The sequence below is a fragment of the Methylomonas subterranea genome (assembly GCF_024505185.1).
Lineage (GTDB): Bacteria > Pseudomonadota > Gammaproteobacteria > Methylococcales > Methylomonadaceae > Methylomonas > Methylomonas subterranea.
This window is the reverse complement of sequence record NZ_JANIBJ010000011.1, coordinates 82,857-109,591: the sequence shown is the minus strand read 5'-3', so window position 1 is coordinate 109,591 and position 26,735 is coordinate 82,857. Positions and strand designations below refer to the sequence as shown.

22 protein-coding genes are annotated in these 26,735 nt (G+C 53.8%); 13 read left to right on the top strand and 9 right to left on the bottom strand.

Annotated elements, in window-relative coordinates; translation table 11 throughout:
• Nucleotides 1-9 precede the first annotated feature (9 nt).
• The 4 genes from NP590_RS07750 (at nucleotide 10) to NP590_RS07735 (ending at nucleotide 6,347) form a co-directional block, all read left to right on the top strand.
• Nucleotides 10-1,173, top strand: coding sequence for a pyridoxal phosphate-dependent aminotransferase (locus tag NP590_RS07750; protein ID WP_256601745.1), 1,164 nt, complete (start codon nucleotides 10-12; stop codon nucleotides 1,171-1,173).
• On the top strand, nucleotides 1,164-1,487 hold the full coding sequence (locus NP590_RS07745; protein WP_256601744.1) for a rhodanese-like domain-containing protein: 324 nt from the start codon (nucleotides 1,164-1,166) through the stop codon (nucleotides 1,485-1,487). Before NP590_RS07750 ends, NP590_RS07745 begins: the two co-directional genes overlap by 10 nt.
• A 14-nt stretch (nucleotides 1,488-1,501) precedes the next feature.
• The gene (locus NP590_RS07740) at nucleotides 1,502-2,224 is read left to right on the top strand and encodes a DUF3581 domain-containing protein (RefSeq protein ID WP_256601743.1); all 723 of its coding nucleotides are present in this window, start codon (nucleotides 1,502-1,504) and stop codon (nucleotides 2,222-2,224) included.
• A gap of 283 nt (nucleotides 2,225-2,507) precedes the next feature.
• Nucleotides 2,508-6,347 carry a DUF1631 family protein gene (locus NP590_RS07735; RefSeq protein WP_256601742.1) on the top strand — a complete coding sequence of 1,280 codons (3,840 nt, stop codon included), beginning with the start codon at nucleotides 2,508-2,510 and terminating at the stop codon, nucleotides 6,345-6,347.
• A 38-nt stretch (nucleotides 6,348-6,385) separates the two neighbouring features.
• Here NP590_RS07735 and moeA read toward each other — a convergent pair whose 3' ends face one another.
• Nucleotides 6,386-7,636 (bottom strand): molybdopterin molybdotransferase MoeA, encoded by a 1,251-nt coding sequence (moeA, locus tag NP590_RS07730; RefSeq protein WP_256601741.1) that lies wholly within the window; start codon nucleotides 7,634-7,636, stop codon nucleotides 6,386-6,388.
• Nucleotides 7,633-8,154 carry a molybdopterin-guanine dinucleotide biosynthesis protein B gene (gene mobB, locus NP590_RS07725; protein WP_256601740.1) on the bottom strand — a complete coding sequence of 174 codons (522 nt, stop codon included), beginning with the start codon at nucleotides 8,152-8,154 and terminating at the stop codon, nucleotides 7,633-7,635. The genes moeA and mobB overlap by 4 nt, the downstream gene beginning before the upstream one ends.
• 78 nt (nucleotides 8,155-8,232) lie before the next feature.
• Here mobB and NP590_RS07720 point away from each other — a divergent pair, with 78 nt between their 5' ends.
• On the top strand, nucleotides 8,233-8,727 hold the full coding sequence (locus NP590_RS07720; RefSeq protein ID WP_256601739.1) for a J domain-containing protein: 495 nt from the start codon (nucleotides 8,233-8,235) through the stop codon (nucleotides 8,725-8,727).
• Between the two features lie 389 nt (nucleotides 8,728-9,116).
• On the top strand, nucleotides 9,117-10,103 hold the full coding sequence (gene rpoS, locus NP590_RS07715) for an RNA polymerase sigma factor RpoS (RefSeq protein ID WP_256601738.1): 987 nt from the start codon (nucleotides 9,117-9,119) through the stop codon (nucleotides 10,101-10,103).
• An 11-nt stretch (nucleotides 10,104-10,114) separates the two neighbouring features.
• Here the strand turns inward: rpoS and dnaQ are convergent, their stop codons facing one another.
• Together dnaQ and ppk1 are read right to left on the bottom strand one after the other, a co-directional pair.
• Nucleotides 10,115-10,834 (bottom strand): DNA polymerase III subunit epsilon, encoded by a 720-nt coding sequence (gene dnaQ / locus NP590_RS07710; RefSeq protein ID WP_256601737.1) that lies wholly within the window; start codon nucleotides 10,832-10,834, stop codon nucleotides 10,115-10,117.
• A gap of 8 nt (nucleotides 10,835-10,842) precedes the next feature.
• Nucleotides 10,843-12,927 (bottom strand): polyphosphate kinase 1, encoded by a 2,085-nt coding sequence (gene ppk1, locus NP590_RS07705; RefSeq protein WP_256601736.1) that lies wholly within the window; start codon nucleotides 12,925-12,927, stop codon nucleotides 10,843-10,845.
• 135 nt (nucleotides 12,928-13,062) lie between these two features.
• Here ppk1 and cysM point away from each other — a divergent pair, with 135 nt between their 5' ends.
• From cysM to NP590_RS07670, 7 genes are all read left to right on the top strand, one after another.
• A complete protein-coding gene (cysM, locus tag NP590_RS07700; protein WP_256601735.1) occupies nucleotides 13,063-13,953 on the top strand; it encodes a cysteine synthase CysM in 891 nt (296 codons plus the stop codon).
• 103 nt (nucleotides 13,954-14,056) lie between these two features.
• Nucleotides 14,057-15,382 carry a 23S rRNA (uracil(1939)-C(5))-methyltransferase RlmD gene (rlmD, locus tag NP590_RS07695; protein ID WP_256601734.1) on the top strand — a complete coding sequence of 442 codons (1,326 nt, stop codon included), beginning with the start codon at nucleotides 14,057-14,059 and terminating at the stop codon, nucleotides 15,380-15,382.
• Nucleotides 15,379-15,861, top strand: a complete 483-nt coding sequence (locus NP590_RS07690) for a L,D-transpeptidase (RefSeq protein WP_256601733.1) — start codon at nucleotides 15,379-15,381, stop codon at nucleotides 15,859-15,861. Before rlmD ends, NP590_RS07690 begins: the two co-directional genes overlap by 4 nt.
• The gene (truA, locus tag NP590_RS07685; RefSeq protein ID WP_504222744.1) at nucleotides 15,854-16,669 is read left to right on the top strand and encodes a tRNA pseudouridine(38-40) synthase TruA; all 816 of its coding nucleotides are present in this window, start codon (nucleotides 15,854-15,856) and stop codon (nucleotides 16,667-16,669) included. The genes NP590_RS07690 and truA overlap by 8 nt, the downstream gene beginning before the upstream one ends.
• Before the next feature lie 14 nt (nucleotides 16,670-16,683).
• Complete coding sequence (locus NP590_RS07680; protein WP_256601732.1) at nucleotides 16,684-17,007, top strand: hypothetical protein; 324 nt, start codon at nucleotides 16,684-16,686, stop codon at nucleotides 17,005-17,007.
• 133 nt (nucleotides 17,008-17,140) lie between these two features.
• Complete coding sequence (locus NP590_RS07675) at nucleotides 17,141-17,608, top strand: (2Fe-2S)-binding protein (RefSeq protein ID WP_256601731.1); 468 nt, start codon at nucleotides 17,141-17,143, stop codon at nucleotides 17,606-17,608.
• Complete coding sequence (locus NP590_RS07670) at nucleotides 17,605-19,929, top strand: xanthine dehydrogenase family protein molybdopterin-binding subunit (protein ID WP_256601730.1); 2,325 nt, start codon at nucleotides 17,605-17,607, stop codon at nucleotides 19,927-19,929. The genes NP590_RS07675 and NP590_RS07670 overlap by 4 nt, the downstream gene beginning before the upstream one ends.
• Before the next feature lie 235 nt (nucleotides 19,930-20,164).
• Here the strand turns inward: NP590_RS07670 and NP590_RS07665 are convergent, their stop codons facing one another.
• The 5 genes from NP590_RS07665 to NP590_RS07645 are packed head-to-tail and all read right to left on the bottom strand — an operon-like array spanning nucleotide 20,165 to nucleotide 26,735.
• A complete protein-coding gene (locus NP590_RS07665) occupies nucleotides 20,165-20,665 on the bottom strand; it encodes a chemotaxis protein CheD (protein ID WP_256601729.1) in 501 nt (166 codons plus the stop codon).
• The gene (locus tag NP590_RS07660) at nucleotides 20,646-21,506 is read right to left on the bottom strand and encodes a CheR family methyltransferase (RefSeq protein WP_256601728.1); all 861 of its coding nucleotides are present in this window, start codon (nucleotides 21,504-21,506) and stop codon (nucleotides 20,646-20,648) included. The genes NP590_RS07665 and NP590_RS07660 overlap by 20 nt, the downstream gene beginning before the upstream one ends.
• A 9-nt stretch (nucleotides 21,507-21,515) precedes the next feature.
• Entirely contained in the window at nucleotides 21,516-22,055 is a 540-nt protein-coding gene (locus NP590_RS07655; RefSeq protein ID WP_256601727.1) for a chemotaxis protein CheW, read from the bottom strand.
• Between the two features lie 10 nt (nucleotides 22,056-22,065).
• The gene (locus tag NP590_RS07650) at nucleotides 22,066-24,501 is read right to left on the bottom strand and encodes a methyl-accepting chemotaxis protein (RefSeq protein ID WP_256601726.1); all 2,436 of its coding nucleotides are present in this window, start codon (nucleotides 24,499-24,501) and stop codon (nucleotides 22,066-22,068) included.
• 53 nt (nucleotides 24,502-24,554) lie between these two features.
• Nucleotides 24,555-26,735 (bottom strand): chemotaxis protein CheA, encoded by a 2,181-nt coding sequence (locus tag NP590_RS07645; protein ID WP_256601725.1) that lies wholly within the window; start codon nucleotides 26,733-26,735, stop codon nucleotides 24,555-24,557.

Sequence of the window (26,735 nt, the reverse complement as noted above, 5' to 3'; positions counted from 1 at the left end):
AAGCCCTTTATGAAACAGCAAGTCGCGGACAGGATGCGCGGGATCTCCGCCTTTTACGTCATGGAATTATTACAACGCGCCAAACAATTGGAGCGCGAAGGTAGGGACGTCATTCACATGGAAATCGGCGAGCCGGATTTTCCGACCCCGCAAGCCGTGATTGACGCTGGCCGCGCTCTGCTAAAAACGGGTGAAGTCAAATATACCGCGGCGGCCGGCTTGCCCGAATTGCGCGAGGCCATCGCCGAACATTATGTCCGCCAATACGGCGTCAAGGTCGACCCCGGCAGGGTATTCATCACGCCGGGCGCTTCGGGGGCCTTTTTACTGGCTTTCGGCATCAGTTTGAATCCCGGCGAACAGGTGATGATGGCGGACCCTTGCTATCCCTGTAACGATAACTTTGTGCGCCTGTTTAACGGTCAAACCCATTTTGTTAACGTCGGCGCGGATACCGAGTACCAACTTACCGCCGATTTGATTGCCCAAAACTGGCGGCCGAACAGCAAGGGCGTCCTGGCGGCGTCGCCGTCCAATCCGACCGGTACCTTGTTGAACGGAGCGGATTTGAAATACGCCATCGATCAAGTTCATCGGCTGGGTGGTTGTTTCTACTCCGATGAAATCTATCACGGCCTGATTTACGACCAGCCGGCGGCGACGGCGCTGGCTCATGGCGACGACGCTTTTGTGATCAACAGTTTTTCCAAATTCTTCGGCATGACGGGCTGGCGCGTCGGTTGGCTGGTGGTGCCGGACGATTTCGTCGAGGCGGCGGAGAAGCTGGCTCAGAATATTTTCATCTCCACTCCCACTCACTCGCAGCATGCGGCCCTGGCCTCGTTTACCGAAGATAATTTGGCCGAACTGGAAAGACGGCGGCTGGAATTTAAGGCCCGGCGCGATTTTCTATATACCAATCTGTTGAAACTGGGCTTTAAAATTGCCTGCAAGCCGGAAGGCGCGTTTTATATTTATGCCGACTGCAGCGCCTTTACCGACAACAGTTTTGCATTCGCCGGCGAGTTATTGGAGCGGGAAGGCGTCGCGGTCACACCGGGCCGCGATTTCGGGAAATATCGGGCGGATAAACATATCCGTTTTGCTTATACCGCATCTATCGATAGAATGGCCGAAGCTTTAACCCGATTGGAACGTTTCATATGCCGATAACACAATGTACCGCGCAACAGTTGCAGGAGCGTCTGCAACGTGGCGACACACTCCAGCTTCTTGATGTGCGGGAGGCGCACGAATACGCATTTGCCCGCATCGAAGGCAGCATACATATCCCGTTAAACCGCATTCCGGAAAGAATACAAGAACTGAATGCCGAGCAAGACATTGTAGTGATATGTCATCACGGCATGCGTAGCCAGCAAGCTTGTCTGTTTTTGGATCAATACGGCTTTGACCGGCTATACAACCTTAAGGGCGGCATAGACGCCTGGTCCACGAGCTGCGATCCCACCGTTCCACGCTACTAATAAAAATAATAATCATGTTTTTGAAAGAATTTTACGATACCCACGACAACAGCATTCGTATCGCCGCTCAGCAAGCGAGTATGTTTGCCAAGGAAATTGCCCACGATTTCAATCCGCTGCACGATGCGGATGCCAAACGCTTTTGCGTGCCCGGCGATTTATTGTTTTCGCTGGTTTTGGAGAAATACGGCCTCAGCGAAAATATGCATTTCATATTTTCCGGCATGGTGGGCGATGGCGTGTTACTGCATTTTCCGGATAGCGATGCCGAGCATATCGAAGTCAACGATAACCAGGGTAAAACCTATCTGCAAATCGAACGTTCCGGCAAAGTCAGTCATGATCATGCCATGATCGAAACCTTGATCAGGGATTATGTGGCGTTTTCCGGGCAAAACTTTCCCTATGTCTTGGTGCCGCTGCTGGAAAAAGAAAACGTCATGTTCAATATCGATCGCCCCTTGGTGATCTATGAAAGCATGACCTTAAAAATGCGCAAGCTCGATGTGTCGAATCCCACGCTGGAGATGCTGGAGCCGAAAATGGAAGTCAACGGCAAGCGAGCCACGGCTTATCTGTATTTTCAGATCAAGTCGGGAGAAGAAATCGTCGGCTCCGGATTTAAAAAACTGGCCGTCAGCGGATTGCGCGCTTACGAAGCCGCTCCCATGCAGGCGTTTGTGGATGAATATCTGGCGAGAAAACACGGTTATTTGGCTGAACTGGAAGCCAGATAAGATTAGCTCAGGCAAGATGGATTTTTGCTGTTAGTATTCGGGTAAACGATTGCAGGTCGCTTTGGCATTCAGGTGCGATGCCAAAGCGAAAAATACCGGTCGCGCGAAGAGCTCCTTCAGGCGCGACCGACCGTCAAACCGGTCATCTTCTTACTTCACCAAGCCCATGGGCTTTTAAATTAAACCTCGAAAATTCCAGCCACATCCGGCGGGAGCTTTTATGTTGAACTATTATAAGCGTTTGATACTTCGTTAATCGTCAATATCCAAGTCTGATTCGGGAATGCGGTCCAAGAGCAACAAAATCAAACAGCGCAGATACATTCGTTATGCGATTGAATTGAAGGCTGTACTTGTAGTGGATGAGTTTCAGCGCTTTGAATGCCTGCTACTGGATTTTTGCGCCCACGGCTTGTTCTTAAGGATTACGCAAGCCAATTTTGAAATCTCGTTGCCTAAAAACGTCAAGATCCAGTTCAGGATTGTTTCCGAGCAAGGTTTACAAGCCTTTGAAGTCGCTGCCCAAGTTATGCACCACTCCGGTAACGGTATCGGCGTATTGATTGACAACATGCCTCTGACAACCTTCAATGCCTTGAAATCGCAGATGGTTCCAGGCATTGGTACGTCAACGGATTTCGATGGCTCCGGTAGGTCGCAAGCTTACGGAAGATTCAAGTTATTCCTTACCCAAGCCCTGCTGGAGCTGTTGGAAAAGTTGGTGCTTAATTTTTTTGAAATGCTCAGCCAAAATCTGACACGAGTCAATTTACATTCAGAGTATTTTGCCAGTCGTTCAGAATTGGATGACTTGGTAACTACCTTAAAACTGAATATCGAGACATGTACCAGTGAATTTTGCCATTCCGTTGTTGAACAGATTGACTCGATTACCGACAATAGCCAAAAAAAAGAAGATATTACTAGTTTCGACAGACCTCTTTCGCTAGTGGAAAAAGAAGACTTTGAGGATTGGTTGAACATGTCTGCCGTAATCAGGAAATTGAGCAATCAATATGAAGACCCAATCAACCAAGTCACTCGCGAGTTGAGCAGAATATTCGGACGATCCAAAACAACCATTAATAATCCTGTTACTCCCGCCATACTGTGCGATTGCTGGAGAGAAATACTGCTGCAATTCAACTTGGATAACAACAAAAAAAAAGCTCTTTACAGTTGTTTTGGCAGAAGTCTATTCGAGAGCTTACCGGTCTTTTATCAGCAAGTCGATTCGAGTTTGAAGACGCAAGGCTCGCTTGTCGGCAAATATCTTGACGATCAGGCCGGCGTTTCAAATAAACGCGCGTTAAATTCCGGCCGGTCCGCTAATCGCGATGGAAATGCCGCTGCAAGCAGTCGGGTTAATTTAACAACGCGTGAACCATATCAGCCAGCCGCCGTTCATATCGTCAGTAAATTATTTGACATATTACAGGAAGTCAGTCTGTCACGGGTTGATGAGCCCGGATTCACGGATGCGAGCGAAGGCGGTTCGGCATTTTCCGTGAATAACAATTATTTTGATCCGAACGAAATTTGCTTGGCTATTGCGCAGTTGCAACAGCATGCCGGAGACGGGAAGATACATCAAAACTATGCCGCTTTTAAAAACAGCCTGCAAGATATATTAAAAAAACTGAGCGACAAGCCTAAAGTCTTTTCCCCGAACGACGGCAATCGCTTGAATATTTACGGTAAATTTTTCGAAACCTTGTTAAATGATTCCGGTATTCCATCCGATTTAAAACCCTACTTTGAATCCATACACTTGCCCTTGATGTTGTTGCCCTTGCAAGGCAACGAGTTTCTGGAATCCGAATCCAATCCCGCTAAAAATATCATCAATAATCTGGCGGTATTGGGGCAGGCCGTTAACGGTCATAAAACCGCAAAGGCAAACTCAATCAAAGAGTTTATGAGCGATTTTACCGGCCGAATAGCGCGGGACGCACCGGCTAACCCGGATATCTGGCTCGAGTTGGAAAAAGAAATAGATTCTTTTACAAAAAATATCAAGAAAACCGTTGATTCCAGGATTAACCATATTATCGAAATTCATAAAGGTCAGCAAAAACTGGCCTTGGCAAAACAGGCGATTCAGGACGAAATCGATAAACGTATCGCTGGCAAAGCGGTGCCGATCGTAATACCCATGCTGCTGGACGCCGGTTGGCGGAATTTGCTGGTTTTCGCGGAATTGAATAAAGAAAAGCAAGGCGACAAAATACGCAGTTATCTGAACGTCATCGATGACTTGATGTTTTGGCTTTATGAACAGGATTCCGTGGTCAGGATCCAAGCCAGCAGCATTCAAACCACCCTAACATTTATTGAAGACGAATTGAGTTCAAGCGCGACGACCGCGCGGGAACGGAAACAGGTGCTAGACGAGCTGACCGCGCTTTTGCTCGGCAGCGGCAATCCAAAAGTCAGAAAACCGCTGCAAACCATCAAGGTTGCCAAACAAAATTCGGACGACGTCGCCCAATCGTTAGGCAGCACCGACGAATTGGATTTATTGATCGAGCAATTGGTTGTTGGGGATTGGTTGCGAATCAAGCACGAGCATGATTGGTTCGAGCCCATGAAATTGGTTTGGATAGGTCATGCTCCGGCGGTTTATGTGTTTGTAAACACGGAAGGACTCAAAAGTCTGCAGTTCAATAAGGCAGGCTTGGTGACGCTTTTCCGGCAGGGGTCGGCGGAAAAAACCGAAAGTCTGGATCTGCCGTTAACCGAGCGCACCAGCACTTCAATGCTGCAGAACATGCACGAAAAATTCGTATTCAATGCCACGCACGACCCCGATACGAACTTGATAACCCGCGATGAGTTTATCAAGCAACTTAAAAATGAAATGCCCAAGCTTAACCAAGTACAGCATGTGCTCTGTCATATAGAGGTTTTGGATTTTCGTCTGGTTACCAATCTGTGCGGTCTTTCCGGCAGTCAGCAAATGTTGAAAATGATTACCCAACGCATGGCGGACCAATTGAGGACAGCCGATTTGTTTGCCAGACTGGGCGACAAATCGTTTGCTATTTTGTTTAAAAACTGTAGCACCGACGAAGGATATGAATTGTCGAAACAGTTGATAAAACTGGTTGGCGAAACGCATTTCAAATGGCAGGAAATCAGCCTGCCCATTACGCTCAGCATAGGCTTGAGACCTTTCGCGGAAGATTGTGTCGATGTATATCAATTATTGCAGCAAGCCGATGCGGCGAGCTTGTCCGCCGAGCGTTCCGGTCGCGGTAATGTGTTGGTATTTGCCGGCGATGATGAAAATTTGCAATATCAAAATAAGTTGCTGGAGTGGATAGGGCAAATCGATACGGTATTTTCCGACGATAGATTGTTTGCCCGCTGTCAAATGATAGCGCCCATAGAGGCCGACAAGGAAAGCCATATCCATTATGAAATTTTACTGGGTATAAAAGACGAAGAGGGCAATATCATCCCTCCCGATCATTTCATACCCGCCGTTGAGCGCAGCAAGCGCATGCATGAAGTCGATATGTGGGTCGTCAATACCGTATTCGACTGGATTGAGAAAAATCGCCTGAGCTTTGACAGTATGGACGGATTTTCCATTAATCTGTCGGGCCAGTCCCTGAATAGCGAAGAGTTTCTGCAATTTCTGCAAACGCTGTTGGAGGCGGCTATGTTTCCGGTTGAGAAGCTGGTTTTTGAAATCACCGAAACGGTGGCCTCCGAAAATTTGGCATTTACCAAAAAGTTCATCAACGCCATTAAAACCTTCGGCTGCAAATTTTCATTGGACGATTTCGGCTCGGGCTATTCGTCCTATGCCTATTTGAAAAACCTGAATGTTGACTTTCTTAAAATCGACGGGGCGTTCGTGAAAGAACTTGCCACCAATAAAGCTGACTTGGCCATCGTCAAATCCATGAACGAGATCGCCCATTCATTGAATTTGAAAACCATTGCGGAATATGTCGAGTCCGCTGAAATAAAGGACGTTCTCAAGCAAATCGGCGTGGATTACGGCCAGGGTTATTTTATTCATAAACCCATGCCTTTAAAGGAACTGGTCGTTCCGCCCAAGGGCGAATCCGAATTGTTTTACTTTGAAGACAATTCATTTTGGGAAGTGTGAACATTATCCGGTCCCTAGGCTAGCGTGGCCCTCCGCGCTTACTCGGAGAGGAATGCATCAAACGGTTCAACCGTCACGCTCTCACCGGCGCTAACCCCCGCGCAGGCGCTATCGAGAACAATAAAGCAATTCGCTAGACTGGCAACTTTAAGCTGATGGGAATCCTGCGGTCCGGCGGATTTGACCGCAAATTCACCCGGTGCGGTTTGCCTGAGAATACCGCGCTGATATTCCTCCCGACCCGGTGATTTTCGTAAAGCGCTTTCGCAGCGAGCCTTGAGTTGCAAGGGCATTTCCGCTGTGTTTCCGGCCAATTGCGCCAGGGCCGGTTTGACGAATTGCCGGTAGGTGACCAGCACGGCTATCGGATTGCCCGGTAGACCGAAAAACCAGCAGTTTTTGATGCGGCCGAATGCCAGCGGTTTGCCCGGTTTGATAGCCAGTTTCCAGAAGTTTACCCGGCCGCATTTTTCCAGGGCTTGCTTCACGAAGTCGGCGTCGCCGACCGATGCGCCGCCGCTGGAAATCAGGACATCGAATTGCTCCGCCGCCGACAGCAAGGTATGTTCCAGTAATTCTGAGTCGTCGGCAATGACGCCCAAATCGGTACAAATGTGGTTGGCATCGTTCAGCAATCCGGACAGCATATAACGATTGCTGTCGTATATTTGTCCCGTCCGCAAGGGATTGCCCAGAGCGCTTAATTCATCGCCGGTGGAGAAGAAGCCTATTTTCAGCCGCCGCTTTACCGCAACGCTGCTTATACCGGCGGCGGCTAACAAACCAAGGTCGGCGGGGCTCAATCGTTTTGGCGCCGTAACAAGTACTTCACCCTGTTTTACATCGCTGCCGGCTGCTCTGATGTTTTTGAAAGGCTGGGTGCCGGGCGGAAAATGAATGCTGTTGCCTACCCGCTGGATTTGCTCTTGGGCGATGACGCTATCGGCGCTTTCCGGCACCACCGCGCCGGTAAAAATTCGCACGCACTGGTTCGGCCCGATGCTTCCTTGATAGGGTTTTCCGGCCCAGGCAGTGCCAACTTCTTGCAATTCGACGGCTTGATCGGCAATCAGCTGTCTACTGGAGAATGCATAGCCATCCATCGCGGCATTGCGTTGCGGCGGTATGTCGACAGCGGAATGAAGGTCGTCGGCCAAAATGCGCCCCAAGGCAGCGCCGATTGCAACCGACTCCCGCTCGGCTATTTCTTGAATTGCAAGGCGAATGTGTTGCTTGGCTTGCGCTACGGTCAACAATTTCGCGGCTTGGACGTAACAGGTATCGGTCACTTTTTACACTCAAAAAAATGCTGAATAATAAACTCGGCAATGGCGGAGGGGTTATTTAAATCCAGATTGGGCAGGTCCGCCGGCGTCTGCAACGGCTGGTCGCTGGCAACGGCAATGATATTGGTATCCGTCGGATAAAGCAGTGGCTTACCCAGGCTGGGGCGATGCAGTTCTATTTTGGCTATCGGTTGGTCGCGAAAGCCTTCAACCACAATCAAATCCAGGCCGCTTGACGGAAAAGCCGACAGTTGTTCCTGCAGGCCGGCTTCCCTTGTCGGTTGAAATTCGCTGATTATGGCCCGTCTGTGAGGCGAAACTATCATGACCGGCGTGGCGCCGGCGGCGCGCAGCCTATAACTGTCCTTGCCGGGATAATCGACTTCGAAGTCGTGATGACTATGTTTGATGACACCGATATTTAAGCCGCGCTGCTTCAGCAAGGGAATTAACCGTGTCAGCAGACTGGTTTTGCCGGTGCCGCTATACGCCGCAAAACCTAATACCGGGGGAGAGGCCATGCTTATACCGAGTGAAAGTGAATGCACGGGTATTCTACGGTATTATGAGGCTGATTTTGCGAGTGAATTGGAGTAAGGGTGATACGCATTTTATTGCTGTTGGTGCCGGTGATTGCGATTTATCTGGCTATACGCTGGTTGCAAAAAACGCCCGCGGAACAATCGGTCGGCCGAATTAAAAAAACCGCTTGGGTGTTTTTTATTCTACTGCTTTTGCTGCTGGCCTTAAGCGGGAAACTGAATATGCTGTTCGCCGCAATCGGCGTGGCGATTGCGTTCATCGTGCGATTGCTGCCGCTTATCGTGCAATACGCCCCGCAACTGCGGCGTTTATGGCAAAACCTGAATAAGCAAAGGCCGCGAGACGGCCGGCAATATACACGCGGACCGGCCAGAACGGGCATGAGCAAGGCGGAAGCCCTGGATGTGTTGGGATTGAAATCCGGTGCCACGGAAAGTCAAATCGTCGCGGCGCATCGCAAACTGATTTCCAGGCTGCATCCCGATCGAGGCGGCTCGGATTATCTGGCGGCTCAAATCAATTTAGCGAAAAAAATCTTGTTGGAAAACTGACCGCACCAAGTTGGTTTTGCCTTTATTTGTTTAATTAAAACAAATGTTTGGCTTGGTTTTGTTGCAAATTAACAACGACAAGCGCACATTTTTTGGGCAAAAAATAATGTGAAATATGTCAACAAAATCAATTGATAACAAAATTATTTTAAAGTTATGCTGGTACTCGGCATGGAATAGCGTTATGCTAAAAACCAATTTCGACAGCGATTGTGTTGTTGAAATGGCACAGGTTGTACAAAATACTTGGTGAATCCAGGCCGTAACCCGGATTCACCAAGCCACGCATGTCGGTAGATGGGTGATTTAACAATTAAAAATGGCAGTCCGGCGCTTTTTTGACAGTATGATTGCCAACTAAACTTAAGCCTCAAACCTGGAGATGAGTCATGATGGAAGAAGCAATAGATATAAGCAAAGAGCTGGAAATGGATATTCCCGACATCATTTCTTTCGATGATGTCGACGATGACAATCCCGACGTAGAGGCTCCGGAACAATTGAAGTTTGCCGACGCGGAAATAAGCGACCCGCAAGGTGAAAGCAGTTTCGACGCTACTCGCGCCTATTTGAACGAACTCAGCAAATCGATTTTGCTGACCGCCGACGAAGAAAAGACTTACGGCAAGCGCGCCTTGGCGGGCGACCCCGAGGCACGCAAAATCATGATAGAAAGCAATTTGCGCCTGGTGGTCAAGATATCCCGCCGCTACCTCAACCGGGGTTTGCCCTTGTTGGATTTGATAGAAGAGGGCAATCTGGGCCTGATCCGGGCGGTGGAAAAATTCGATCCCGAACGCGGTTTTCGTTTTTCAACCTATGCCACTTGGTGGATCAGGCAGACCATAGAGCGGGCCATCATGAATCAAACCCGCACCATTCGCCTGCCGATACACATCGTCAAGGAAATGAATGTTTATCTGAAGGCGCAGAGAAATCTGGCCCAACAGCTCGACCACGAACCCACCGCCGACGATATTGCCAAGCACCTGGATAAACCGGTCAAAACCGTCAACAAAATGCTCAAACTCAATGAGCGGGTGACTTCGGTCGACGTATCCTACGGCAAGGAATTCGACAAACCGCTGCTGGAAACCATCACCGAGGAAGAAAGCCGCTCACCGGCCGAAATTCTGCAGGACAATCTGATACAAACCAACGTCACGCAATGGGTTTACCAACTCGCCGACAAACAGCGCGAAGTGATTTGCCGCCGTTACGGCTTGTGCGGCTTCGAAAGCGCGACTCTGGAACAGGTAGCCCTGGAATTGGGAGTAACCCGCGAACGGGTCAGACAAATTCAGATGGATGGATTGAAACGCCTGAAAGAAATCCTGGAAGATACCGGTTATTCCTTCGAATCGATTTTCAATTGATTCGTCGACGCTTACTCTCGCAACCAAAGACAATTGCCGCTAATCTTGGCTATTTTTTCCAAACGCTGTTGATGCTGGCTTAACTCCTCATCCGTACAGGCAATAACCTTTAATCTGGGCCGGTCGGCGGACAGACGCGCGGTTTGTTGTTGCTCGGAACTCCGTATTTCCTCGTTTTCATCCAACAAAGATGCCTGACCGCCGGTCATCAGCAAATACACGTCGGCGAGGATTTCCGCGTCCAACAAGGCCCCGTGCAAATCCCTATGGCTATTGTCTATGCCGTAGCGTTTGCATAACGCATCCAGGCTGTTTCGCGCTCCGGGATGTTTTTTACGGGCAAAGGTCAAGGTGTCGAATACCGTGCTGTTGCTTTCCACCGAGCGGGTTTCGCCGGGCAGTTGCGCTAGTTCGTGGTTCAAAAAGCCGACGTCGAACGGCGCGTTGTGAATGATCAGCTCGGCGCCTTGGGTGAAGCGCATAAAGTCGTCGACGATGGCCGCGAAACGGGGCTTGTCGCGCAAAAACTCGTTGGTGATGCCGTGCACCTCAATCGCGCCGGCGTCGATTTCTCGGTCGGGGTTCAAATACACGTGGAAGCGATTCTGCGTCAGTCGGCGGTTGATCAGTTCCACGCAGCCGATTTCGATGATTTTATGACCTTCCTTCGGGTTGATGCCGGTGGTTTCGGTATCCAGCACCACTTGTCTGTGTTGTTTTGGGTTTGTCACGGCAAGCTCTATTGCGCAAAGGCCTTCAGCAATTCGGTTTGCAGCTGATAAACCGGATCGTCGCCGGCGGATGCCCGCACATATTGCCCATTGCTTTGCAGCAACCAGGCTTGCGAATTGTCATTTAAATTGGCATGCAGATCGTTCAACACGCGGCCGCTGATTTTTTTGTCTTCCAGCGGAAAACAGACCTCCACGCGGCGAAACATGTTGCGGTTCATCAAATCGGCGCTGGCGGCGTAAATGGCCCAGTCGCCCCCGTTCATGAAGGCGTAAATCCGCGTGTGTTCCAAAAACCGGCCGACGATGGAGCGCACTTCGATGTGCTCCGACACGCCGGGCACGCCGGGTCGCAGGCAACAAATGCCGCGCACGATCAATTTGATTTCCACCCCGGCTTGCGAAGCCCGGTACAGGGCCTGGATGGCTTGTTCCTCCACCACCGCGTTGACTTTCATGATGATTTTGGCCGGCTTGCCCTTTTGCGCCTGATCTATTTCCCGATCTATCATTTTTATCAAGCCCTGGTGCAGAGTGAAGGGCGATTGCAACAGTTTGTTGAGCTTGCTGACCTTGCCCAGGCTGGTCAGTTGCATAAATACCCGCCGGACGTCTTCGCTCAATTCCTTTTCGCAGGTAAACAAACCGTAATCGGTATATAAACGCGCGGTTTTCGGATGGTAGTTGCCGGTACCCAAATGCACGTAATTGCGAAAGGTGTTGCCTTCCTTGCGCAAGACCATGCACATCTTGGCATGGGTTTTATAGCCGACCACGCCATACACCACATGGGCCGCTGCTTCCTGTAGCTTGGCCGCCAGGCCGATATTGTCCTTTTCGTCGAAACGAGCGCGCAATTCGATGACCACCGTCACTTCCTTACCCGCCCGGGCTGCCTTGATCAAGGCAGCCACGATGGGGGAATCGACGCCCGTGCGGTAGAGAGTCTGCTTGATGGCCAATACATCGGGGTCTGCCGCCGCCTGTTTGACGAACTCTATTACCGGGTTGAACGATTCGTAGGGATGATGCAGCAAAATATCCTGTTTTCTGATGCAGGCGAAGATATCCTTGTCGCGTTTCAAGGCGTTGGGCAGTCCGGGTTTGAAGGCTGAAAACTTCAGCTCGGGACGGTTTACCATGTTATAGATGGCCTGTATCCGACTCAGGTTGACCGGGCCATTGGCCAGAAACAGCCGGTCCGGCGTCAGGTCGAAACGCGCCAACAGAAAGTTGACGGTTTCTTCCGGGCAATTGGCATCGATCTCCAGCCGCACTTCGTCGCCGTAATTACGCATGGCCAGCTCACCTTCCACAGCCATCATTAAATCGTCAATGGCATCGTCGTCGACAAAAAAATCACTGTTCCGGGTAACGCGGAATTGATAACAGCCCTTGACGGTCATGCCGTTGAACAGGTCGGTGACAAATTCATGAATGATGGATGACAAAAACACGAAGTCGTGCGGGCCGCTGTCGGTCTCGCCGGCCGGTATCTGCACGATGCGGGGCAGGGCCCGCGGCGCTTGTAACACCGCGCGGCCGCTATTACGGCCGAAGGCGTCCTTGCCGGTCAGGGAAATGATGAAATTCAAACTCTTATTTAGAATGCGCGGAAACGGATGCGCGGAATCCAAGCCCACCGGCGTCAAAATGGGCAACAACTCTTCGTTGAAATAATTTTCCAGCCAGGCCTTCTGCGAATCGCTCCAGCTGTCGCGACGCATAAAGCGGATATTTTGAGCGTCCAAGGCCGGAATCAAGACTTCATTCAATACCCGATATTGTTCGGCCACCAATTCATGGGCCTTGCTGGAAATTCTTTCGAATTGCTCGTGGATGTTCAAGCCGTCCGCGCTAATGGCGGTCGCATCGATTTCCGCCATTTGCAACAGGCTAGCCACCCGCACTTCATAGAATTCGTCCAGATTGGAACAGGAAATACACAGATAATTCAGGCGCTCCAGGATGGGTAAATTTTCATCCAAGGCCTGCGCCAGCACGCGGATGTTAAACTCCAACAGACTTTGTTCTCGGTTGATGTAAAGTTCGGGACTGTTCAGTGGCGGGGCGCTAAATTCCGGGGTGTCCATGTGTAATATAGGCTGAATATGACGATTCCGTGATTATAGAGCAATTAACTGAAACATATTGTTACGGTCTGTAAGCGCGCCGCCTGGAGGGCTATTTGTTATAATTCGGCACCGTTGCTTCATCCCTGGACATACATGATTTTTCCCACTATCGAGTCACAAGTCGGTAACACGCCTCTGGTGCGTCTGCAGCGCTTGCCGGGCGATACCTCCAATACCATTCTGGCCAAGCTGGAGGGCAACAATCCGGCCGGTTCCGTCAAGGACAGGCCGGCCTTGAGCATGATCAAGCAAGCCGAAGCCCGCGGCGAAATCAAGCCCGGCGACCGTCTGATCGAAGCCACCAGCGGCAATACCGGCATTGCGCTGGCGATGGCCGCCGCGATCAAGGGCTATAAAATGACTTTGATCATGCCCGACAATATGAGCGCGGAACGTATCGCTTCGATGAAGGCCTACGGCGCCGAGATTATCCTGACCCCCGCGCAAGGCAGCATGGAAGCGGCAATCGATTTGGCCCGCGGGATGGAAGCCGAAGGCCAGGGCCGCATTCTGGACCAGTTTGCCAACCCGGATAACCCGCGTGCGCATTACGAAGGCACGGGCCCGGAAATCTGGCGCGATACCCAAGGCAGCATTACCCATTTCATCAGCGCCATGGGCACCACCGGTACCATCATGGGCACCTCCCGTTATCTGAAAGAGCAGAGCGATGCGATTCAAATCGTCGGCGTGCAGCCGGAAGGCGCCTCGAAAATACCCGGCATTCGCCGTTGGCCGCAAGAATATCTGCCTAAAATTTACCATGCCGACCAAGTCGACCGGATTATCGAAGTCAATCAAACCGATGCCGAAAACACTACCCGAGCGCTGGCCGCGCAAGAAGGCATTTTTGCCGGGGTTTCTTCCGGCGGCGCCGTTTTTGCCGCCTTGCAACTGGCCAAACAAGTGCAAAACGCCGTCATCGTCGCCATCATATGCGACCGCGGCGACCGTTACCTGTCCACCGGCGTGTTTCCAACCTGATTCATGTAGGCCGGAATAAGCCGATAGGCGTTTCCGGCTTAACCCGATCGCCGGAAACGCTTGCGCTTATTCCGGCCTACGTGCTTTTTACATTTTCGCAATAATGGCCCATAAGAAAAAATTACCGCTTGAACCCGTTACCGTCACCATAGAGTCGCTGTCGCACGACGGTCGCGGAGTCGCCCACGTCGACGGCAAAGTCGTATTCATAGACGAAGCCTTGCCCGGCGAAAGCGTGGAATTTATCTACACCGACAGCCGCAAGGACTATGCCGAGGGCAGGGTGGCAAGCGTGTTGAGCCGCTCCGAACACCGGGTGGACCCGGCCTGCCCGCATTTTGGCGTCTGCGGCGGTTGCAGTTTCCAGCATGTCGACGACGCCGAACAAATCAAATTCAAGGAAAACCTGTTGCGGGAGCAATTTCGCCGTATCGGCAAACTGGAGATTCCGCAAATATGGGAAGCCCTGACCGGCCCGCATTGGGGCTATCGCCGCAAGGCCCGCATGGGGGTGAAATGGGTGGCCAAAAAGGGCAGGGTGCTGGTCGGATTTCGCGAACGCCGCAATCCGTTCCTGGCGGAAATCGACAGCTGCAAAGTCATGTATCCCAGGGTCGGCGAAAATCTGCTGGCCTTGGGCGAGATGATCGCCGGACTCGGCATCAAGGACAAAATCCCGCAAATCGAAGTGGCGATTGGCGACCGCGACGTCGTGCTGGCTTTTCGGGTGCTGGAGCCGCCCACCGATGCCGACAAACAGCGCATGCGCGAATTCGGCCGTCAATATGATTTCAGCATCTGCCTGCAGCCCAAGGGGCCGGATACCATAGTTCCGCTGGATGGCGAACCTGAAGTGATTCCGAATTATGCCTTGGCGGAGCAGGGGGTGAACTTCAATTTTCGTCCGGCCATGTTTACCCAAGTCAATTACGACATCAATCAGAAAATGGTCAGCCGCGCCCTGGCCGCGCTGGAGTTGCACAGGGACGACCGGGTACTGGATTTGTTCTGCGGCCTGGGTAATTTCACCCTGCCGCTGGCCACGCTGGCCGGTCGGGTGGTCGGTGTGGAAGGGGATTTGCCGCTGGTGAAACACGCCCGCGAAAACGCCCGCTTGAACGGATTGCACAATGTCGAATTTCATGTCGCCGACTTGAGCAAGGATGTCAAGGAACTACCCTGGTGCCAACAAAAATTTACCAAAGTGCTGCTGGATCCGTCCCGTGCCGGCGCGGCCGAAGTGTTGCATAATTTCAAGCACTGGCAACCCGAGCGCATCGTTTACGTATCCTGCAATCCCTCCACCCTGGCGCGCGACGCCGGCATTCTGGTGAACGAGCTGGGCTACAAGCTGGTCAAGGCCGGGGTGATGGATATGTTCCCGCAAACCGCGCATGTCGAATCGATTGCCCTGTTCGTGAAAAAATGAAGCGCGCGCTGGATATCGGCATCGTCAATCAGCAATTAAGCCTGCTGGAAAACGGCCGCATTCTCAAATGCTATCCGGTCTCCACGGCTAAAAACGGTCCCGGCCAATTGCGGGGCAGCGAATGCACGCCCACCGGCCGCCACAGGATACGGGCCAAGATCGGCGCCGGCGCGCCCATCAATAGTGTGTTTGTCGGTCGGCGCCCGACCGGCGAAATCTATGGCCCGGAACTGGCGGCGCGGCATCCGGGGCGCGACTGGATACTCAGCCGCATACTTTGGCTCGGCGGATTGGAGCCGGGCTTTAACCGATACGGCGAAGTCGACACCGGCTGGCGCTACATTTACATACACGGCTCTCCGGACGAATGGGGCCTGGACAAACCGGAGTCCCACGGCTGCATTCGCATGCGCAACGCCGATGTCATTGAATTGTTTGAAAGCATTGATGCCGGTTGCCCGGTTTTGATCCATGAGTGACGCCATGGGCCGCATAGTCCTGGGCATGGAATACGATGGCACGGCCTATGCCGGCTGGCAATGGCAGTCCGGTAAACGTACGCTGCAAGCCGAATTGCAGACCGCCCTGAGCAAAATTGCCGACCGGCCTGTTACCGTACACTGCGCCGGCCGTACCGATGCCGGCGTGCATGCGCTGGAACAGGTGGTGCACTTCGATTGCCCGGTGCCACGCGATTTGCAGGCTTGGTTGATGGGCGGAAACAGCCATCTGCCGGACGACATCCGCATCACCTGGGCCAAGCCGGCCGTGGCCGATTTTCATGCCCGCTACAGCGCCATCGCCCGCTTCTACCGCTATGTGATTTTGAATCGGCCCATGAAGTCCGCTTTGCTACGCAGCCAGGCCACCTGGTGTTATCAGCCGTTGGACGCCGATAAAATGCACGCGGCGGCCCGGCATTTACTCGGCGAACACGACTTTTCCTCGTTTCGCGCCCAAGGTTGCCAGTCCCACAGCCCGAATCGCTACATGCACTTTATCGAGGTGTACCGGCGGGAAGATAGAGTTATCATCGACATCTGCGCCAATGCCTTTTTGCACCACATGGTCAGAAATATTGCCGGCGTGCTGATGCAGATAGGCATGGGCAAGGCGGCCGTCGATTGGACCGCGCATTTGCTAGCGATCCGAGACCGTTCGCAAGCCGCCGCCACGGCCCCTCCGCACGGTCTGCACCTGGGCGGGGTGTATTATCCGGAACGCTATGGAATTCCCAAACACCCCGTATTCGACAAACTGCCTGCGGACGCCAAGCGCTACGATTAACCAGGAATAGCCGCATGAGTGACGATACTTTTCAAGGTTTAAAGGCTTTACCGTTTAAATTCCCCCGAACCTGCGGCAGTTGCGGCCGGGTGTATCGCACGGAGGCCGAATTTCTGGAGCAAACCCAAGCGCTCGGGAATGATCGTTCGCCGATCAAAGCCGCCGAGGACGACGATGGGCGGGTGATTTTGGAAGTGTTCAGAAATTGCGTTTGCGGCTCCACCCTGATGGACGAGTTTCATTCCCGGCGCGACAATTCGCCGGAAGGGCAACGGCGCCGGGAAGCTTATGCGCAAGCCTTGGCGGCAGGGCGGAATCCGGAAACGCACGGGCCCTGACGCCGCGGCTATACGTGGAACTCGCGTTGACGGCATGCAAACACTTGCAGTCTTTACTGCAAATCGTCGCCCGTGTACCATGCCACACAAACAGTCAGGGCGCGGAAGCCCGTAAATCGAGGGAGAACATCCGATGATTACGCTCAGCATCAACGGCGTCCAACGTAGTATCGATCTGCCGCCCGACACGCCGTTGTTGTGGGCGCTGCGGGACGGGCTGGGTTTGACCGGCACCAAATACGGTTGCGGTATCGCCTTGTGCGGGGCCTGTACCGTGCACGTCGACGGCCAGGCCACGCTGGCTTGCGTGACACCGATTTCCGAGCTGGCCGGCAAAAACATCCAAACCATAGAAGCCATGGCCGAAGACGCCACCGGGCAAAAAGTTCAGGCCGCCTGGTTGAGCCTGGGGGTGCCGCAATGCGGTTACTGCCAGCCCGGTCAGGTGATGGCCGCCACGGCCTTGCTGAAACACAATGCCCAGCCGGCCGACGCCGATATCGATAAGGCCATGAGCCGCAATATCTGCCGCTGTGGTACCTATACGCGCATACGCGCCGCCATCAAGCAGGCCGCCGGTGAATTGGAGAATGCCCCATGAAAGCTCTCGTCGAAAATTCCGGGGCTGATAGCGATAGTTTCAGCATCATCAATGTCAGCCGGCGCAGGTTTTTAAAGAGCTTGGCGCTGGGCGGGTTCGTGCTGGCGGGCGGATTCCCGCCAGTGGCCTTAGCGGAAGATGAACCGAAAAAATACGGCGCCGACGCCATGCCACACGGCTGGGTGGATAATCCGCTGGTATTCGTGGCGATTGCCGAAGACGGTTCGGTGAGCATAGTCTGCCATCGTTCGGAAATGGGCCAGGGCATACGCACCAGCCTGCCGCTGGTGGTGGCGGATGAACTGGAAGCCAATTGGCTGCATGTCAAGGTGGTTCAGGCTCCCGGCGACGAAGTCCGCTTCGGCAATCAAGACACCGACGGCTCGCGTAGCATGCGGCATTTTTTCATGCCTATGCGGCGGGTGGGCGCGGCGGCCCGGCTAATGCTGGAAACCGCCGCGGCCGCGCAATGGCGGGTACCGCTGACCGAGGTGCGCGCGGAATTGCATCACGTGTTGCATCCGGCTAGCGGCAAGCGCTTGAGTTACGGGGAACTGGCCAAGGCGGCGGCCAAGCTGCCGGTGCCGGACCGGGAGTCCTTGAAACTTAAACAGCCGGAGGATTTCCGTTACATCGGCAAGGGCGAACAACTCAGCGTGGACGGTCGCGACATCGTCAGCGGCCGGGCCCAATACGGTATCGATACCCGTCTGCCCGACATGCTGCATGCCGTGGTGGCCCGTCCTCCCGTCATGGGCGGCAAAGTGTTGCATTACGACGCCGCCGAGGCGCTGAAAGTGCCGGACGTGATCAAGGTAGTGGAAATCAAAAGCAGCCCGCTACCGGCGGATTTCAATCCGCTGGGCGGTGTGGCGGTGATTGCCAAGCATACCTGGGCGGCGATTCAAGGCCGCAAGGCCCTGAAGATAGACTGGGACAACGGCCCGCATGCGGCTTACGATTCCGCGGCATACAGAACCGAAATGGAAGCCGCCGCCCGCCAGCCCGGCAAAGTGGTGCGCAATCAGGGCGATGTCGACGCGGCCTTGAATAGCGCCGCGCAGCGCTTAGCGGCGGAATATTACGCCCCGCATCTGGCCCAGGCGCCGATGGAGCCGCCGGCCGCCGCGGTCCGCATCGTCAACGGCCATTGCGAAGTCTGGGCTTGCACCCAGGCACCGCAACTGACGCGCGAACGAGTCGCCAAATGGCTCGATCTGCCCGAAGACAAGGTCACGGTCAACGTAACGCTGCTGGGTGGCGGGTTCGGACGTAAATCCAAGCCCGATTACGTCATTGAAGCGGCCCTGTTGTCGCAAGCCATGCATGGCCAAGCGGTGAAAGTGACCTGGACCCGCGAGGACGATTTGCGCCATGCCTATTTTCACACCGTTTCGCTCGAACGGCTGGAAGCCGGATTGGACAGCCGGGGCAATCCGCTTGCCTGGCTGCATAGAACCGTGGCGCCCAGCATAGGCGCCACCTTCGCTCCGGACAGCAAGCATCAGATTCCGCCGGAGTTGGGCATGGGGGTGGTGAATGTGCCGTTTGCAATTGCCAATTTGCGGGTCGAAAACCCGGCAGCCGAGGCCCACACCCGCATCGGCTGGTTTCGTTCGGTGTCCAATATTCCGCGGGCGTTCGCCATCCAGTCCTTCGTGGCCGAATTGGCCAGTGCCGCCGGCCGCGACCATAAAGACTATTTGCTGGATTTGATCGGTCCGGCCCGGCGCATCGATCCGCGCGAAATCAGCGATAGCTGGAACCAAGGCGAATCGCCCGAAATATATCCCGTGGATACCGGCCGCTTGCGGCGGGTAATCGAAGCGGCGACCGACGCAGCCGGCTGGGGCCGCGATGTGCCTAAAGGCCATGGTTTGGGTTTGGCGGCGCATTATAGCTTTGTCACCTATGTGGCGGTGGTAGCTGAAGTGGCGGTCGACGAAGAGGGTAAGCTCGGCATTCCCCGGGTCGACATCGCCGTGGACTGCGGGCCGCAAGTGAATCCGGAGCGTATCCGTTCGCAGCTGGAAGGCGCCTGCATCATGGGTGTCAGTCTGGCTAGCCTGGGCGAGATCGGCTTCAAGGACGGCGCGGTGCTGCAGGATAATTTTCACGCCTACCAACTGACCCGCATCGACGATGCCCCGCGCGAAATCAGGGTGCATCTGCTGCCGGGCAGCGACTACGACAAACCGCTGGGCGGCATCGGCGAACCCGGTTTGCCGCCAATCGCGCCGGCCTTGTGCAACGCCATCTTCGCCGCCACCGGTCGGCGGATACGGCAACTGCCTATCAAGGATCAGTTGCGCAAGGATTGATAGGTAAGCATTTCTTTACAAACAAGCTCCATGTTCGGAGCTTGTCGTAAAAGCCCACTCTCCTCGTGGAGCTTGCAGTAAAAGCTCCCTATCCTTGCGGGAGAGGGATGGGGAAAGGGGGGCGAAAACCAATAAGTTATTGTTTTATATCCCCCTCATCCTAACCTTCTCCTTTTTACCCCGCGGGTGCGGCGGAAGCATGGGCTGATCGGCTTTTCAGACAGAGCTTGCCCGCTCAAGATTTGGCCACGTGTTGGACCCAGACATTGCCGCTCCAAATATCGAAAATGATATTACGGTGGCCGCTACTGCCCAGATGCCCGGCCTTGATGCGGAAACCATGCCTTATCAAAATGCCGCGGCCGTAATGGATGTTGTTCTCAGGTACCGAGATGGGGCCGATTTTGCCGTGCGCGGGAAACATGTTGCCGCCGCCGAACATTTTGACTTCGTAATCCCTCGGCCAGGTGCCGGAATTATCTAGTTCACGCATGAACAAAACCATGGCATCGTCGGCGTAACGGCCATCCAGTTCGGTTTTCGGTTTATTGCCGTGATGCGTGGTCAGCATATAGTGGCACATGCCGCCTATCTTCAAGCGCGGATGCCAGAGCGTAATGGCCACGCAAGAACCCAATAGGCTCCTAATGCGGGTATCCCGGTCGCCGAAATAAAATTCGCCCGGCTGCAGAAAAATTTCTATGAAAAAATCGGGTTTATGAAAGTGACTCGCCATGACCCGGTTTTTGGTAGATGGAAGGTGCCAGCATCTTGAACTGGTTGCTGATGCCGTTGAGCGACTCCGAGTGACTGATGATGAAATAACCGCCGGGACGCAGATAACTCCGGATACGCTCGACCAATTTTTGCTTGGTGGGTATATCGAAATAAATCATCACGTTACGCAAAAAAATCACGTCGAAACCGCCCAGTTCGGGCAGCTTTTCGATCAGATTGGCGTATTTGAACCTCACCCTGGCGCGTATGGAGGGATCGATCAGAAAAAAACCATCGTATTCGCCGCTGCCTTTCAAACAGTACTTTTTTAACAATGTCGTGGGAATTTTTTCCGCCGCGCTCAAGGGGTATAAACCGCGTTGCGCTTTTTCCAGAATACGGGTGGAAATATCGGTGCCGATAATTTCCCACTGCGTGGTTTTGCCGAATTCCGCCAGCAACATTGCCAAGGTATAGGCCTCCTCGCCGCTGGAACTGGCCGCGCTCCATATTCTGAAGGTTTGGCCGGGCGTATGATGGGGAAAAACCTGGGAGGTAAGAAAATCGAAATGCTTGGGTTCCCTGAAAAAATAGGTTTCATTAGTGGTCAGTAAGTCTATGGCCATCGACGTTTCCCGTTCAAAGCCGGCCTTGTCCAATATGCGAAAATACTCGCTATAGGAGCGGATGCCGTGGTAACGCAGGCGCTTTTCCAGGCGGCCGGTTACCAAGGCGTGTTTGCTGTCGTTCAAGACGATGCCGGCGTGCCGATACAGATAGTCCTTGATCCATCTGAACTCGTGTTCCTTCAAGGCCGGCGCGTGCAGCGAGTGAAGACCGGCCGACGGGTTGATATCCATGGGCGACAATCAGACCGCCGCCGCTTGGCTTAAGCGGGTCATCTCGTCCACGGACAAAACCCGGTCTATATTCAACAAAATGACGAAGCGGCCGTTGCGCTTGGCCATGCCGCTGATGAAATCGGGGCGGATACCGGTGCCGAAACTGGGCGGCGGTTCGATATCCCGCCGGTCGATATCGACCACTTCGTTGACCGCATCCACAATGATGCCGATGTCCTGATTAGCGCTATCCCCGTCACCCGCTGATGTTTCCACAATGATGATGCCGGTACGCTTGGCGATCTTGCTGCTGCCCTTGCCGAAACGGGCAAACAGATCCACCACCGGCACCACGCTGCCGCGCAGATTGATCACGCCGCGCACGCAAGCCGGCATCATCGGAACCTCGGTGAGATCGCCGTAATCGATGATTTCCTTGATGTTCAATATCCCCAGCGCATAGACCTCACCTCCCAGAACGAAAGTCAGGTATTGACCGGCGGCGGCTATTTCGGGCGAGGCAACCACGGCCGGCGAATTTCCACTATTTGCAGCAAGCTCGGACATGACATTCTCCTCAGAATCGTTCGAATTTGCTCATGTCGAACTCGTCGTCGCTGCTTTTACGACTGACCTGTATGCCCGGTTTGGACTTATCCGACTTATAAGCCTTGGCTGCCGGAGAGCGGCTAAAGGCGCTGTTGCTACCGTTCAATTTGAAAAAACTCATCAGGCTTTGCAACTGCTCGGTCTGTCCGGTCATTTCCTCGGCGGTGGCGGCCAACTGTTCGCTGGCCGAGGCGTTTTGTTGGGTAATCTGATTCATCTGGTTCATGGCGGTATTGATTTGATTGACGCCGGTGGATTGCTCAATGGAGGCGGCGGCAATTTCCTGCACCAAATCGGAAGTTTTGGAAATGCTGGGGACGATTTCGTCCAGCAACTTGCCGGCGGTCTCGGCGGTTTTAACGCTGTTTTCCGCCAACTCGCCGATTTCCTGCGCGGCTATTTGGCTGCGTTCGGCCAGTTTGCGCACTTCGGCCGCCACCACGGCAAAACCCTTGCCGTGATCGCCGGCCCGCGCGGCTTCAATGGCCGCGTTCAGCGCCAGCATGTTGGTCTGATAGGCAATGTCGTCGATGATGCCTATCTTGCCGGCTATGCTTTTCATGGCTTCCACGGTTTGTTTGACCGCGCTGCCGCCGTCGGTGGCCTCGGTGGCGGCTTTTCCGGCCATGCTGTCGGTAATTTTGGCATTTTCGGCGTTCTGATCGATGCTGGCCGCCATTTGCTCGATGCTGGCACTGGTTTCCTCGACGCTGGCGGCCTGTTCGCTGGATGCGTGCGACAACGATTGGGAAGTGGCGCTGATTTGTTCCGAGGCGTTGGCCATTTGATCGGCGGCGCTGATGACTTCCGCGATGGTTTGCGACAGCTTGGCTATGGTGCTGTTGACAGTGTCCTTAAAGTCGCCGAGCTGGCCTTTGTAGGCGCCCTTGACCACTTGGGTCAAATCGCCCTGTTCCACCAGTTTCAGCACTTCCACCGCTTCGCTGACCGGCAGCACGATGCCGTCGAGGATCTGGTTGATGCCATGCACCAGTTTACGGAAATCGCCGCGATGTTTGTCGGCATCCGCCCGCACATCCAGGAGGCCTTCCCGAGCCGCGGCGATCAGGTTGTCGGTGTCGGCGATGACCGCCTTCAAATTGCCGCGCACCAATTCTATGGTTTCGTTGATAAAAGCTTTTTTGCCGGGCAGTTGCTCCATGGGGGCGTCGAAATTGCCCTCGCCGAAGGCCTTGAATACCGCCATGGCTTTTTTCTTGACGGCAATATGCGCGCCTACCATTTCGTTGACGCCCTTGGCCATTTTGCCGAAATCGCCGCTGAATTTTTCCGCATCGATAAACACGTCGATGTCGCCGGCTTCGTGCTGGCGGCTCATGTGCGCCATGTCGCTGATAAAGCCTTTCAGATTACCCCGCACCGACTCGATGGTTTGATTGATAAAGGCTTTCTTGCCGGGCAGTTGCTCCATGTCGGCGTCGAAATTACCCTCGCCGAAGGCCTCGAATACCGAAATGGCTTTTTTCTTCACGGCAATATGGCCGTTGACCATGTCGTTGACGCCTTGCGCCATGGTCTTGAAGCTGCCTTGAAATTGATGGGCATCGACCACCACATCGATATCGCCCTTTTCGTGTTCGCGCGACATGTTATCCATTTGCGCCAGCAAGGCTTTTATCGTCTCGCTCATGTTTTTCATCGCGGCCATGATGCTGCTGTCGTCGCCGGTTTTGACGGTGATTTGGCCGGACAGGTCGCCGACGGCGATTTTGTTGGCCAATCCGGCCACGGCTTCCGGTTCTCCACCCAATTGCCGCATCAGCCTGCTGGTAATGAAGTAACCCAGCGTTGCGACCAGGGTCAAGGTCAGCAAGGTAATCACCACGGAAAACAGACTGGCCGAAGAACGGATATCCAGAGCTTCGGCCGAGGACTTGTCGCCCAGTCGTTGGTTATAGGCGCTATGCTGAACAAAAGCGTCCCTCAGCGCATTGATGCTGGCCTGACCCTCTATCAGTAAATTTTTTGCCTCGTCCGCTTTATTCAGACGGGAATAATCGCGAATTTTACCGCGCAGTTTATCGTACTCGAGCAAGCCGTCTTTCTCGGCCAAGAACCATTTTTTGTCTTCATCGTCGACCAGCATAGGTTCGTATTCGGTTAACAGCTTATCGATCTTAACCCGGTTGGCTTCAATTTCCTGTTCCAGCGCGTCTTTCTCCGATTTCTCGGATACGGCGATATGTTGCCAGGTCAGCGCACGCATATTCCCGAGTTTGTCGCTCATTTCGTTCAACAGCAAGACGCTGGGCAAGGTGTTGATGGAGTTGAAATTGGCGGCCGTGTATACCCGGCCGATTTGTATGTAACTGAAACCCGCCAGGGCGATCAGGCCCAATACGGCGGCGCCGATTAAAAGTGTCATGCGTTGGCTGACTGTCATGGTTTGACTCCGGGTGACCGATGTAAAAAAATTCAATAAAAAGGCTGGTAAATCTAATAGACGGTGGCGCTTTTATGTTGGACGTAATCCACCAGTGTCGGCACATCCAAAATCAGTGCAACCTTGCCGTTGCCCAATATGGTGGAGCCCGCCACGCCCTTGATATGAGTAAACAATTTGCCGAGCGGTTTGATGACGGTTTGGCATTCGCCCAGCAGGCGATCGACGATAAAGCCCGCCTTGATGCCGGCATGTTCGACCACCACGACGTTTTTGCGTTGCGGCTCCTTTCCGTGAATATTGAATAGCGGCCGCAAGTGCACCAGCGGCAATACTTCGCCGCGCAAATCCATGTAATCGTGCTCGCCGGTGTCTGTTGGCAAGGCGATGCATTCCAGAATTTTGTCCAGCGGAATCACCAATGTCGAATGGCCTACGCACACCATAAAACTGTCGATGATGGCCAGCGTCAACGGCAAATGTATGCGCATGGTGGAGCCGCTACCGTAATGGCTTTCCACGGCGATGCTGCCGCGCAATGCCGCGACGTTGCGCTTGACCACATCCATGCCCACGCCGCGACCGGACAAATTGGAAACTTTTTGCGCGGTGGAAAAACCCGGTTCGAAAATCATGGCAAAGATTTCCTGGTCGCTCAGCACCGCGTTCGGGCTGATCAGGCCGCGCTCGAGCGCTTTCTCGAAAATTTTGTCGCGATTCAAGCCACCGCCGTCGTCGCTGACTTCGATGACGATATTGCCGGCGGCATGGTAAGCGTTGAGACGGAGCACGCCGCGAGCCGATTTGCCGCGTTCGCGGCGCAATTCGGCGGTTTCGATGCCGTGATCCATGGCATTGCGCACCAGATGGGTGAGGGGGTCGCTGATTTGTTCGACTATCGATTTATCGACTTCGGTATCGCCGCCGCTGATTATCAGATCGATTTCCTTGCCGAGTTCCTTGCTGACATCCCGCACCACGCGTTGAAAACGGTTGAAGGTAGTGCCGATTGGTACCATGCGTAACTGCAATGCGCTGTCGCGAACCTCTTCGACCAGGCGCATCATTTCTCCGGTCGCTTCCAGCAAGGCCATGGCCTTGCTCTCCTGGGCCCGTAAATTGACGCCGGAGCCGGCGATGACCAGTTCGCCTATCAGGTCTATCAATTTGTCCAGTCTGTCCGCGTCCACCCGGATACTTTGGCTTTCGCGGGCCTTGTTGTCCTTGATTTGCTTTTGCTTGTCCAGCGCGGCATTGACGATAGGTTGTTGCACCGCTTGATGCTCGACCAGAATTTCGCCTATCGGTTGTTTGGCTGCGGTGTCGCCCGCATCGCCGGCGGCGTTGACTCCCTGCTGGTTCAAGGCGTCTTCCAGTTCGCGCCGGGTCAGCGCGCCGCTTTTGATCAATAATTCGCCTAGATAACTGTCGTCTTCCGGTAATTGTTTGATCAAGTCGATAAATTCGCCGATCTCGCTGTCCAGCGGCAGAATCCGGATACTGCTGCTGTCTTGCACGAATTCGAAAACGCCTTCGATTTCGTCCTTGCCGGCGTCGCTTTTCAGATTGATTTCAAAACCGACGTAACAGGTTTCCGGGTCCATTTGCTCGGCCGGCGGCATGGCTTCCGAGATCGTGGTGAGTTGGGTGATTTGGCCGAAGGTGGTCAGATAACGGATGAAGGATAAGGGATCCATGCCGTCGCGCAGCGAATCGGGACCGAAGCGTAGCGATAAATGCCATTTTCCGCTTTCAATCGAACCGCCGCCGCTGGCTTCCAGCTTGCTCTGCCTGTCGGCCACCGCCGTGGCAACATTTTTATCCGCCAGTGGCGACAGAAAAACCTGCAACTGTTCCAGTAGTTGTCCCCCGGTAAGATCCACGGCAGGATCCGCCTCGAGTTTGCCGTCGGCCACGTCGCGTACCAGCAAGCCGATATGATCGCAGCAGGGTAATAAAGCCGCCACCAATTCCGGGGAAACCGATAAATTGCCGGCGCGGAGTAAATCCAGCAGACTTTCGACGACGTGGGTGAAGGCGACAATATGATCCAGCCCGAACAGGCCGGCCGAACCCTTGATGGTATGGGCGGCCCGAAAGATGGAATTGATTCTTTCCGTGGTGTCTTCACCGTCTTCCAGGCTGAGCAGGCACATTTCCATGTCTTCCAGCAATTCCAGGCTTTCGATGGTAAAGGTAACTAGGGCGTCGCGCATTTGGTCGTCAAAACTCAT

Coding starts and splice junctions, on each gene's coding strand:
- NP590_RS07750 (WP_256601745.1), top strand. CDS start 10: ATGAAACAGCAAGTCGCGGACAGGATGCGCGGGATCTCCGCCTTTTAC.
- NP590_RS07745 (WP_256601744.1), top strand. CDS start 1,164: ATGCCGATAACACAATGTACCGCGCAACAGTTGCAGGAGCGTCTGCAA.
- NP590_RS07740 (WP_256601743.1), top strand. CDS start 1,502: ATGTTTTTGAAAGAATTTTACGATACCCACGACAACAGCATTCGTATC.
- NP590_RS07735 (WP_256601742.1), top strand. CDS start 2,508: ATGCGGTCCAAGAGCAACAAAATCAAACAGCGCAGATACATTCGTTAT.
- mobB (WP_256601740.1), bottom strand. CDS start 8,154: ATGGCCTCTCCCCCGGTATTAGGTTTTGCGGCGTATAGCGGCACCGGC.
- rpoS (WP_256601738.1), top strand. CDS start 9,117: ATGATGGAAGAAGCAATAGATATAAGCAAAGAGCTGGAAATGGATATT.
- ppk1 (WP_256601736.1), bottom strand. CDS start 12,927: ATGGACACCCCGGAATTTAGCGCCCCGCCACTGAACAGTCCCGAACTT.
- cysM (WP_256601735.1), top strand. CDS start 13,063: ATGATTTTTCCCACTATCGAGTCACAAGTCGGTAACACGCCTCTGGTG.
- rlmD (WP_256601734.1), top strand. CDS start 14,057: ATGGCCCATAAGAAAAAATTACCGCTTGAACCCGTTACCGTCACCATA.
- NP590_RS07690 (WP_256601733.1), top strand. CDS start 15,379: ATGAAGCGCGCGCTGGATATCGGCATCGTCAATCAGCAATTAAGCCTG.
- truA (WP_504222744.1), top strand. CDS start 15,854: ATGAGTGACGCCATGGGCCGCATAGTCCTGGGCATGGAATACGATGGC.
- NP590_RS07680 (WP_256601732.1), top strand. CDS start 16,684: ATGAGTGACGATACTTTTCAAGGTTTAAAGGCTTTACCGTTTAAATTC.
- NP590_RS07675 (WP_256601731.1), top strand. CDS start 17,141: ATGATTACGCTCAGCATCAACGGCGTCCAACGTAGTATCGATCTGCCG.
- NP590_RS07670 (WP_256601730.1), top strand. CDS start 17,605: ATGAAAGCTCTCGTCGAAAATTCCGGGGCTGATAGCGATAGTTTCAGC.
- NP590_RS07665 (WP_256601729.1), bottom strand. CDS start 20,665: ATGGCGAGTCACTTTCATAAACCCGATTTTTTCATAGAAATTTTTCTG.
- NP590_RS07660 (WP_256601728.1), bottom strand. CDS start 21,506: ATGGATATCAACCCGTCGGCCGGTCTTCACTCGCTGCACGCGCCGGCC.
- NP590_RS07655 (WP_256601727.1), bottom strand. CDS start 22,055: ATGTCCGAGCTTGCTGCAAATAGTGGAAATTCGCCGGCCGTGGTTGCC.
- NP590_RS07650 (WP_256601726.1), bottom strand. CDS start 24,501: ATGACAGTCAGCCAACGCATGACACTTTTAATCGGCGCCGCCGTATTG.
- NP590_RS07645 (WP_256601725.1), bottom strand. CDS start 26,735: ATGAGTTTTGACGACCAAATGCGCGACGCCCTAGTTACCTTTACCATC.